The following is an 11166-nucleotide window of genomic DNA, read 5'->3' as shown; positions in this document are numbered from 1 at the left end:
AGGAAATGTTGGTGAGTAAAGATAATACCCTTATTATAAGGGGCGGAAAAGTAATTACCATGGCAGGGAGTGTCTATGAAGCAGCTGATGTGTTTATTCAAGATGGAAAAATTATGGACATAGCAAGTAACATAGATTTGAAATGTAATGAAATAGATGCTAGTGGGAAAGTAGTATTGCCTGGATTTATAGAAGCCCATAGTCATATAGGAATAGAAGAGCCTAATAATGATAACCCAGGAAATCTAAATGAAACATCTTCTCCTATAACTCCTTATATAAATGGGATAGATGGTGTAAACTTTTATGATGAAAGCTTTAAAAGGGCACTTGAGGCAGGAATAACAACAGTTGCAACAGGACCTGGAAGTGGAAATGTAATCGGTGGAACATTTGGTATAATAAAAACCTTTGGTGAGGACCCATTTGACATGATATTTAGGTTAAAGTCATCTATGAAGGCAGCACTTGGAGAAAATCCTAAGAGAATACATTCATCAAAGGGTAGGGCTCCTGTTACTAAAATGGGAATAAGTCATATGCTACGTGACACATTAAATAAATCAATGGCATATAGAAATTTGAAAGTTGTTAAGCTAAGTAGAAGAGAATATTTTGAAGAAAATAGAATGTATGAGGAAATGCTTCCTGTTATAGAAGGGTCTATGCCACTATCTATTCATGTTCACAGAGCTGACGATATTGTAACAGCTCTTAGAATAGCAGATGAATATAATATTAAGATTCAACTTTTACATGCTACAGATGGAATAAAACTTAAAGATGAAATTAAAAAAAGAAATATATCAGCTATAGTTGGACCTATAATGAGCTTTTCAAAAAAAGTAGAGACCAGAGAAAAGAGTCCATTTATAGCAAGAGAGTTTATTGATAAAGGTATAATAACTGCTATTTCAACAGATCATCCTGTAACTCCAATAGAATATCTTCCTATATCCGCGGCACTTTGTGTTAGGGAAGGGATGGATTATATGAAGGCTCTTGAGGCTATAACAATAAGTCCAGCAAAAATTCTTGGTATAGATAGACAAGTTGGTTCTATAGAAGTAGGAAAAGATGCAGATATAACTATTATAAATGGAGACCCTCTAGATGTAATGAGTAAGGTTCACTATGTAATAGGAAAAGGAAAAATAGTATATGAATATAACTATTCCCGCTAAATTTAAAATAATATTTGCAGTAATATATAGAAAAAGGAGTAATTAAAGTGAAAAATAATAAACTTCTTATTAAAGGTGGGAGAATACTTACCGTAAGTAGTAAGATAATTGAAAAAGGTGATATCCTTATAAAAAATGGCAAAATAGCAGATATCGCTGAGGAAATAAATATAAGAGACGCAGATGAAACAATAGATGCAACTGGACTTACTATTACTCCAGGACTTATAGAGGCACATTGTCATATTGGTATATTTGAAGATAGTATAGGTGAAGGGGGGAATGATGGAAATGAATCTACAGATCCGTTAACTCCTCATCTAAGGGCAATAGATGCTATAAATCCAATGGATAGAGCATTTTTAGAGGCAATCTCTGGAGGAATTACAACTGTATCAACAGGACCAGGAAGTAGTAATATACTTGCAGGAAGCTTTACGATTATGAAAACCTATGGCCATAGAGTTGATAAGATGGTTTTAAAGGAAGTTAGTGCGATTAAGGCGGCATTTGGAGAAAATCCTAAAAGAAACCATGGATCAAATGGGTCATCTCCTAAAACAAGAATGGCAATAGCTGCTATGCTTCGTGAAATTCTTCAAAAAGCTAAAATATATCTTGAGAAAAAAGAACAAATAAAGAAAGGTGAATTTTTAGACTATGATATAAAATATGAAAGTCTTATTCCCCTTCTTAAAGGTGAAATACCATTAAAGGTACATGCCCATAGAGCAGATGATATATTTACAGCTATAAGAATTATTAGAGAGTTTAACCTTAAGGCTACACTTGATCATTGTACAGATGGGCACTTGATTGCAGATGATTTAAAGGAAGAGGGCTTTAGTACTATTGTAGGGCCTGCATTAACAGATAGGTCAAAGGCAGAGGTTAAGAATCTATCCTTTGAAACTGCTAAGGCCCTTTATGACAAGGGACTACTAGTTGCCATTATTACAGATCATCCAGAGGTTCCTGTTAATCGTTTAAATGTATGTGCAGCCCTATGTGTAAAGGAAGGGTTAAGTAATGAAGAGGCACTTAAGATGATAACTATAAATCCAGCTAAAATACTTGGAATAGACAAGAGGGTAGGGTCTATTGAAATCGGAAAGGATGCTGACATTGCTATATTTGATGGTGATCCCCTAGATGCTAGAAGTAGTGTTAAGTGGACTATAATAGATGGTAAAGTAGTTTACTCCGCTTGATAATTAATTTTATAAATAGTATAATATTATTATAATCTTCAGGGCAGGGTGTGATTCCCTACCGGCGGTAAAGCCCGCGAGCCTAATAAGGCATGATTCGGTTAGATTCCGAAGCCGACAGTAAAGTCTGGATGAAAGAAGATGGCATAGCTATTGATTATATGCTCCTGAGATTTCTCGGGAGCTTTTTTATGCTGTTTCAGCCCTGTAAATAGTTTAGGAGGGGTAACATGAAAATAGAAGAGCAAAAGACTTCAAGCTCAACTAGAGCAATGACAACAGAGAAACTTGTTAAGGTTTCAATTCTATCAGCAATGGCATTTATAATTATGATGATAGAAATTCAACTACCTATTTTTCCAGAGTTTTTAAAAATAGACCTTAGTGAAATTCCAGCATTAATTGGTGGTTTTGCAATGGGTCCAGTTGTAGGAATTATAATTGAATTAGTTAAAAATGTACTTCACTTACTTATTACTAAGACAGCGGGAATAGGTGAAATGGCTAACTTTATAGTAGGTGCTTCACTTGTATTTGTATCATCGTACATTTACAAGAAGAATAGAACTAAAAAAGGTGCTGTAATATCACTATTAATAGGTACTATAGTTATGAGTATAGTAGCATCACTATTTAACTATCTTGTGCTTATTCCATTATATGAAGTAGTTCTAAAGTTCCCAATAAGTGCAATAGTTGCAATGTCAGCTAAGGTAACAAGTGCAATTGTTAACTTAGAAACACTAGTACTTTTTAGCATACTTCCATTTAACCTTTTAAAGGGAGCTGTAGTTTCTATAGTTGTATTTTTAATATATAAAAAGGTTGAACCAATTATAAAACCAAAATATTAATAAGTAGAATTATTGAATCAGAGGGAGCTTCAACTCCCTCTGATTTTTAGCTATCTGATAAAATAAAAAAGTGGCTATCCTAAAGGTGAATTTAGGATAGCCTAAAATAATTTTGGGGTAATATGACTTTATAAGTCATTATGTTGTATATATTTAATATGACTGTTAAGTCAATATTTTAACTATTTTAAGGTTTGTTCTTCTAAGTAGACTAACTTTCATAGGGAGAATTTCTATCCCATTATCATTATGGGTAATTTTTAAATTTGGCCTATCAGGAAATCCTGGGTTTTGTGATAGGACTATCCCTTTACGGCCATTATTTAATTCAATCTTAGTACCAATAGGATATATAACAAAATGTTTTTGGAAGACCTCTACAATTTCAGGATCGAAATAACCTCCAGAACTTGCAAGTATAAATTCATAAACATCTATATGTGAGTATCCTGGATGAACTCTTGTTTTAGTAGTTAATGAACAGAAGATATCTGCTACAGCTATTATCCTTGAATAAAGAGGTATCTCTTTTCCACTTATTTTTTCAGGATATCCAAGCCCATCAAATCTTTCGTGGTGATAAAGTATAGCTTTTCTACATGTTTCACTTATATCTTTAATAGCCCTTGATGTTTCGTATCCATGAAGTGAATGCTCTTTAACTATATTTACATCACCTTCATTTAGGTTCCCGCCTTTTTCTAATATATCCTGAGGTAGTTTATACATACCTATATCATGCAAAAGTGCTGATGTAGCAAGTTCTCGTATTTCCTTGTCATTAAGACTCATTTTAGTACCTAAAAATACAGCAAGAGATGCAGTATTAAGAGCGTGAGTATAGTGACAGAAAAAAGGATTTGCACTGTAAAGTATATCTAAAGTGTTGTCTTCTATTTTTGATATTACAGAATAAATAATATTAGACACAGATTCATCTAATTTTTCTTTAGTTATTCCATTATTCTTTGCAGTTTCACAAAATATTGCACAGTAATTTTGGAGAATAGATTCTCTAGCTTCATGAACATTAGAAGGTTTTTTCGTCTCTATTACTGTACTATTTGGGTCCTCTATAAAAACTTCGTTAATTCCAAAGTCGTTTAGCTTTTCAATGTAATCCTTATTTAAAAGAGTGCCCTTAGATAAGATAATTAATCCATCATTTGTGGATATATCAAATGCCAAGACATCTTTATCTGTTAAATTACTTAATTTTTTAGATTTCATTGCTATGAACACCTCTCCATTAAATGGTGTAGAATTATTATGAAAAATATTATGATACTAAAAAAAAAATTAAAATTATTTCTATACATCATATATCGATACTACTTTGGAAAAGATTAGTGCTAATATTAAAAAATATAAAAAAAGGAACAGAAAACAAAAAGTTTAATGTTCCTTAGAGCTTAGGTAGTAGTTTTTACACAATGTTCAAATATCTTAAGTGCCTTTGCACAAACTTTACCTTCCTCAGCCATTCTATCAAGTATTTTAAATGTTTCATCTGTGGACATAGTATCCTTATATGGTCTTTTACTTGTTAGAGCATCGTAAATATCACATATTGCCATCATTCTAGATTCAAATGAGATATCATCAGAGCTTAGTCCAAGAGGGTAGCCTGTTCCATCAAGTTTTTCATGGTGATTAGATGCTATATCTATAATATCCTCAAGACCTTTTATCTTGCCAAGTATAATTCTAGTATAGTATGCATGGGACTTTATAACTGAAAATTCCATATCAGTTAAAGAATTATTTTTATTTAATATTGCTTCAGGAACAGCAAGTTTACCTATATCATGTAAAAGTGCTGCAATTTCCAAGCGAGTTTTCTTTTCATAATCATATTCAAGATAATCGGAAACTGTACCTACTAATTTTGCAAGATTTTGTGAATGCTTAAATGTAAAATTGCTTTTATTATCTATTATGTCAGCAAAAACTAGTGCAATAGATTTTAACTCATTAATTGTTATTGGATATTTTTTGTTTGGAATAATATTATCAAATATATATGAAGAAAATCCTATCATTTCATAGTCCCACCAGAAAAAGTCCTTAGATTGAACATCTAAGAATATCTTAACTAGTTCAGGAGAAAATAAAATATTTTCATTTGAAGTAACCCATTTTAATATTTTTCCTCTTTGAGTAAAATTAGGTTTTTCGTAGTCATAGAGAACCTCAAATATATCCGCAAGTCTAATGATTTGAGCTTCTATTGGAATTTCATCTCCCTTTAAATGATTTGGCCCTGTTCCATTGTAATTTTCGTGATGATACTTAACTGCATCAAATACGCTTTTTGAAAAAGGAAGTTTAGACATTAAGGTATATCCTCTTTCAGTATGCTTCTTAACAAAGTCAAAATCCTCATGGGATTTTTTAAGTTGACTACAAACCCCAATATCATGAAGCATAGATGCTATATAAATTTCCTCTAGAAATTTTTTATCTTTACTTATACTTTGTGCTAATGTTAATGATACATAGCAAGTTCTTTTAGAATGGTTAAAAAACTTATGCTGAGAAAGACTCGGAGCATCATAAAAATTCTGTTTATCAAAAACTTTATCATTTGACATAGTGGATTCCGCAATATCTATTGAAATAGATAAGGCTTCAATTAGTTGATATAAGTCAAATTCCCCCATATTTTCCTCCTTGTATATAATGAAAATCATATATTCCTATATGATTTTAGATATATTTAAGTTGTCGGTAATAAAAGTGAAAAATGTTAAATAAATTAATAAAAACTTAATGAAAATTAAGTAAAACATTTTGGTACATGTTTCGATAAATATATTATATAGTTAGTTTTAGGATATATTGCTAAAGATGAAAAAGTTATATATAGTAATATATAACATAAAAAGTAATTATGCCATAGAAAATATAGCAAGGAGGAGTTTTATGAAGGCTCTTGTAGTATCTACATGGATGAAGTCTATTGAAAGAATGTACGGAGAAGAAGTTTTAGCTAAGGCACTTGAAAGTGCAGGAATAAATAAAGATAAAGCCTTTACTCCATTTGAGGATATTGAAGATAGTAAGGTACAAACAATGATGAATACCATTAGTAAGCAGAAAAATATTAGCTTAGCTTCATTATGGAATAGTATTGGACAAGAAAATCTAGTATCCTTTGCAAAGGATTATCCAGCTTTTTTTAAGCATGACACACTTTATCAATTCTTTAAATCAATGTATGATGTACATGTTGTAGTTGTGAAAAAAGTACCTGGGGCAAAGCCTCCTATTCTAAATATAGAACCTATATCAAGTAGGGAAGCTTTATTTACCTATTCATCAAAGAGAGGTATGTTTGATTACTTCTTAGGTCTTATAAATGGTGCAGCAAAGCATTTTAATGAAACAATAGAAGTAAAAGAAATTGAGAGAAAAAGTGATTTTCTGTCAGTAGAAGTTAAATTTAGTAGGGATATATATACTAAAAAGTCCTTTAAAATAAATAATATAATGAGTTTCGGTTTTATTAGGAGTGTAGGATTTAAAGTATCATTTCTTTCACTGTTTTTATTTATTATCCTATCACTTGGAAGTGCAATCTTATTCGAGGGATGGTTATTAAAGGTCGCAGAATTTATAAGTGCATTTGTATCACCTGCTATAGCATTTAAACTTCTAGCTAAAGGTCCACTTAGCCTTTTAGGAGAAGAAATTCATAAGCTTGAAGGAAATAACTATGCAGAAGATGTAGAAATGATAACAGGGGATGAATTTGAGGATCTTTATGATGTTCTTAGAAACTACAAAAAGAAGGTAAGAGCTGATTTTGTAGGGTTTAAAGGACTTACAGATGAAATGAATACCTTTAGTAAGGGACTAAGTTCAATAGCTACAAGAATGGATAATACTTCAAATGAAATATCAAGTGTTGTTGAGCAGCTCTCTTGTGCATCAACTATGCAGGCTGAGGAGACAGAAGGATCTGTAGCTCTTTTAAACAACAACATAGAAGAAATAAAGCATATTGTTGATATTGAAAATGAAAACAAACAGGACCTTGAAAGAGGGGTTACTACAATAGAGGAAAGCTTTAAAAGGGTTATGGAAACTGCGAATAAACTTCAAGATATACTTGTTAGTTTTGAAGGTGTGAAAAATAGTAGTATAGCACTTAAGGATAAAGCAAATGGAATAACAAATATAGTTGGATTTGTTGATAATATAGCGTCACAAACTAATCTACTAGCATTAAATGCTTCTATTGAAGCAGCAAGAGCTGGAGAGCAAGGAAGAGGATTTGCAGTTGTTGCAGATGAAGTAAGACAGCTTGCAGAACAATCAAGTGATGCAGTTCATAGAATAAAGGACAATTTAGGAGAATTTATAGGTGAGATAGAATCACTAGTAGGGGATGTTCAGTACCAATTTGAGGTGTTAAGTGAGGAAAACACAGCACTTGCATCAGCAGTTGAACAAAGTAGTACTGCAAACTCAGACATACAAAAAGTAACAGAAAAGGTAGTGGAAACAGCAGAAAGGCTTCACTCTCAGATAGAGGCAACATCGCATATTTATGATAAGATAGAGTCTTTGGCTGCAATTGCTGAGGAAAATTCTGCTTCATCACAGGAAGTAAGTTCAAGTGTTACAACATACACTGATGAAATAAAAAATCTTACTAAGAGTGTATCAGAATTCCAAAGCCTTACAGAGGAATTCTCAAAGGAAATAGATGTATATAAGATTTAGAATTTAAGATATTACTATATAGTAAAATTAGCTTTATTTGTAGAGGCCCAATTTAGGTAGAAATTTAGGAGATTTCTACCTAAATTCATTTTAGATAGTAAATGGAAATTTTATTTTGATCGCTAGTATAGTATAATGGTTCTTAAAATATAAAAATACTAGGTTAGGAGCATAGTGGAATGTGGATAATTTTAATTGCATTAGCTTTTTTAGCAATAGCAATTTTAGTTAAGGGACTTATTATGTTCGGGGGAAGAGGCGTAGAAGACTTTGACTATGAAAACCTCATTATGATAAGTAGTGATGAAAAGGTTAATGATAGGTTCATTGCTTTAGAGACTACCTTTAACACTAGAGATATTGGAGGGTATAAAACAGAAGCTGGGGAAAGGGTAAAAAGAGGTAAGATTTTTAGAAGTGACAGATTATATAGATCCTCTAAAAATGATATAAACTATCTTGAAAAGTTAGATATAAAAACCTCAGTTGACCTTAGGGAAAACTCAGCATTTAAAAGAAAGCCAAATCGACTTCCAAGTAAAGTTCAATATTTACATATGCCTGTTTTTAAAAAAGTTCATAAAGGGTTATTATTTGCTACTTTATTTGATAGAAAGAATCTTGGGAATGTGTTTTGTAATAGCTATATATTTCAATTAGAAAATAGTGCAAAGACCTTTGGAAGCATCCTACATGTGATGTCTTTTAGGGAGAATCTTCCTTTGATGTATAACTGTACATCGGGGAAGGATAGAACAGGTATTGTAACAGCCCTTTTATTATCCCTATTAGGTGTTAAAGATGAAGTAATAATAAGAGATTATTCACTGTCAAACCTTAATTTTTCAAAGATGTATGAAAGTTTTAGTAAAGACTATGAAAAAAGGTTGAAGCTACTTGGAGCAAATGCAAGGGAGTTAAAGCCAATGATAGCTGTTAATCCAGATTGGATGAAGGATGCCTTAAAATATATAAGAAAAAACTACGGCTCAGCTGAGTATTATTTATTAACTAAAGCAGGACTTCCAAAGGACTCAATAGAAAGACTAAGATATAATCTTTTAGAAAGAGATGAAAGTTTTCTAAATATATGATACAATTTTTAGTGATTTCACAAATAAAATGAATGAAATGAAGTAAAGGATGATTAGATTTGATAACTGTAACTAATGTAAGTTTAAGATACGGCGGTAGAAAGCTGTTTGAAGATGTTAACCTAAAGTTTACTCCAGGTAACTGTTATGGGGTTATTGGGGCAAATGGAGCAGGAAAGAGTACTTTCCTAAAGATTCTTTCAGGAGAAATAGAAGCGAATACAGGTGAAGTTTCTATACCTAAGGATACTCGTGTTTCTGTACTTAAACAGGAGCATAATGCATATGATGAATACAGTGTTTTAGAAACTGTAATAATGGGAAATAAGCGTCTATATGACATTATGAAAGAAAAGGACGAACTATATGCTAAGCCTGATTTTTCAGATGAAGACGGAATAAAAGCATCAGAACTTGAATGTGAATTTGCTGACATGAATGGATGGGAAGCAGAGTCAGAAGCATCAACAGTTCTTCAAGGACTTGGTATAACTGTTGATATGCACGAAAAGAAGGTAGCAGAGCTTACTGGGTCAGAAAAGGTTAAGGTGCTACTTGCACAGGCACTATTTGGTAATCCAGGGGTTCTAATTCTTGACGAGCCTACTAACCATCTTGATATTAAGTCAATTGCTTGGCTTGAAGATTTCCTAGGAGACTTTGAAGGAACTGTTATAGTAGTATCCCATGATAGACACTTCCTAAATAAGGTATGTACACAAATAGCAGACGTTGACTTTGGAAAGATTAAAGTTTATGTAGGTAACTATGATTTCTGGTATCAATCAAGTCAGTTAGCTCTTCAAATGATGAAGGACGAGAACAAGAAGAAGGAAGACAAGATTAAAGAACTTCAAGACTTTATTGCTCGTTTTAGTGCTAATGCATCTAAGTCTAAGCAAGCAACATCAAGAAAGAAGTTACTTGATAAGATAACCCTTGATGACATTCAACCATCAAGCAGAAAATACCCATATATAGGGCTTAAGCCTGATAGAGAAGTTGGAAATGACATACTAGTTGTTGAAAACCTATCTAAGACAATAGATGGTGTTAAGGTTCTTAATAACGTAAGCTTTAGAGTATCAAAGGACGACAAAATTGCATTTGCTGGAAATAATGAAATTGCTAATACAACTCTATTTAAAATATTAGCAGGAGAAATGGAACCTGATAGTGGTAGCTACAAATGGGGGATCACTATTAAGAGTTCATATTTCCCAAATGATAACTCAGAGTTCTTTGATGGTGTTGATTTAAGCCTAGTTGATTGGCTACGTCAATTCTCAGAGGATAAGACTGAAAGCTATATAAGAGGATTCTTAGGTAGAATGCTATTCTCAGGTGAAGAAGCACTTAAAGAAGCTAAGGTTCTTTCAGGGGGAGAAAAGGTTCGTTGTATGCTTTCAAGAATGATGCTAAGTGGAGCAAACGTTCTTATGCTAGACCAACCAACTAACCACTTAGACCTTGAAACAATTACAGCACTAAATGATGGACTTAAGGCTTATAAGAGTGTAATACTATTTACATCACATGACCATGAGTTTATACAAACTATAGCAAATAGAATAATAGAATTCACTGAAGATGGACTTATTGATAAGGAAATGACTTACAATGAGTATCTTGAGATGAAATTTAATAAATAGAAATTTTAAAGGCTAATGAATTTATCGTTAGCCTTTTTCTTATGTAGGGTTAGGTGTCTTGCAGTATGTGTTGTCTATGGCTAAAACGACGAGGCCTCTTCACAGAGCTTCTAATCTGCGCAAATTTACATATACCAAGTGCGACTAGCTGAAAAACCGCTATGCTTGACGCAGTCTTCTAGGTATATGCAAATTTGCTTGATAAGAATCTCTAGCTTGTGGCTCTATTGTTTTAGCCATAGACAACACATCCTTGCAATGAAACTATTTTTACATAACATAATTTGATTTTACATATATCGAAGAATAGCTTTAAGATATTTAAAAGTTTATAAAATATTAAGTGTTTTAATTAGAAAAATTAAAGGGCTTTTAAGTTTACATAATTGTGCTGAAATATAATTTAGGATTAGTCGTAGTAAGTATAATTCATTTTAAAG

8 protein-coding genes and 1 riboswitch are annotated in these 11166 nt (G+C 32.2%); of the genes, 6 read left to right on the top strand and 2 right to left on the bottom strand.

The features are described from left to right. The first annotated feature begins 11 nt into the window (after positions 1-11). The 3 genes from CLCY_RS00490 to CLCY_RS00480 all read left to right on the top strand — a co-directional run bounded on the left by CLCY_RS00490 (position 12) and on the right by CLCY_RS00480 (position 3249). A complete protein-coding gene (locus CLCY_RS00490; protein WP_048569174.1) occupies positions 12-1184 on the top strand; it encodes an amidohydrolase in 1173 nt (390 codons plus the stop codon). A 47-nt stretch (positions 1185-1231) separates the two neighbouring features. Continuing rightward, a complete protein-coding gene (locus CLCY_RS00485; RefSeq protein WP_048569173.1) occupies positions 1232-2395 on the top strand; it encodes an amidohydrolase in 1164 nt (387 codons plus the stop codon). A 30-nt stretch (positions 2396-2425) separates the two neighbouring features. Then, positions 2426-2542: riboswitch (FMN riboswitch) on the top strand. 83 nt (positions 2543-2625) lie between these two features. Then, on the top strand, positions 2626-3249 hold the full coding sequence (locus tag CLCY_RS00480; protein ID WP_242844920.1) for an ECF transporter S component: 624 nt from the start codon (positions 2626-2628) through the stop codon (positions 3247-3249). A gap of 165 nt (positions 3250-3414) precedes the next feature. On the opposite strand, the gene CLCY_RS00475 is transcribed toward CLCY_RS00480, so the two are convergent. Continuing rightward, the gene (locus tag CLCY_RS00475) at positions 3415-4479 is read right to left on the bottom strand and encodes an HD-GYP domain-containing protein (protein ID WP_048569172.1); all 1065 of its coding nucleotides are present in this window, start codon (positions 4477-4479) and stop codon (positions 3415-3417) included. A gap of 182 nt (positions 4480-4661) precedes the next feature. Then, entirely contained in the window at positions 4662-5912 is a 1251-nt protein-coding gene (locus tag CLCY_RS00470; protein ID WP_048569171.1) for an HD-GYP domain-containing protein, read from the bottom strand. 262 nt (positions 5913-6174) lie between these two features. On the opposite strand from CLCY_RS00470, the gene CLCY_RS00465 reads away from it, so the two are divergent. The 3 genes from CLCY_RS00465 to CLCY_RS00455 all read left to right on the top strand — a co-directional run bounded on the left by CLCY_RS00465 (position 6175) and on the right by CLCY_RS00455 (position 10726). Beyond that, entirely contained in the window at positions 6175-7980 is a 1806-nt protein-coding gene (locus CLCY_RS00465) for a heme NO-binding domain-containing protein (RefSeq protein WP_048569170.1), read from the top strand. A 179-nt stretch (positions 7981-8159) separates the two neighbouring features. Continuing rightward, the gene (locus CLCY_RS00460) at positions 8160-9074 is read left to right on the top strand and encodes a tyrosine-protein phosphatase (protein ID WP_048569169.1); all 915 of its coding nucleotides are present in this window, start codon (positions 8160-8162) and stop codon (positions 9072-9074) included. 59 nt (positions 9075-9133) lie between these two features. Then, positions 9134-10726, top strand: a complete 1593-nt coding sequence (locus CLCY_RS00455) for an ABC-F family ATP-binding cassette domain-containing protein (protein ID WP_048569168.1) — start codon at positions 9134-9136, stop codon at positions 10724-10726. Positions 10727-11166 lie beyond the last annotated feature (440 nt).

This window comes from Clostridium cylindrosporum DSM 605 (genome assembly GCF_001047375.1).
In the GTDB taxonomy this organism is placed as follows: Bacteria; Bacillota; Clostridia; order Clostridiales; family Caloramatoraceae; genus Clostridium_AB; species Clostridium_AB cylindrosporum.
Note: the sequence above shows the minus strand (reverse complement) of the source record. Positions and strands in the feature narration are given on the sequence as shown.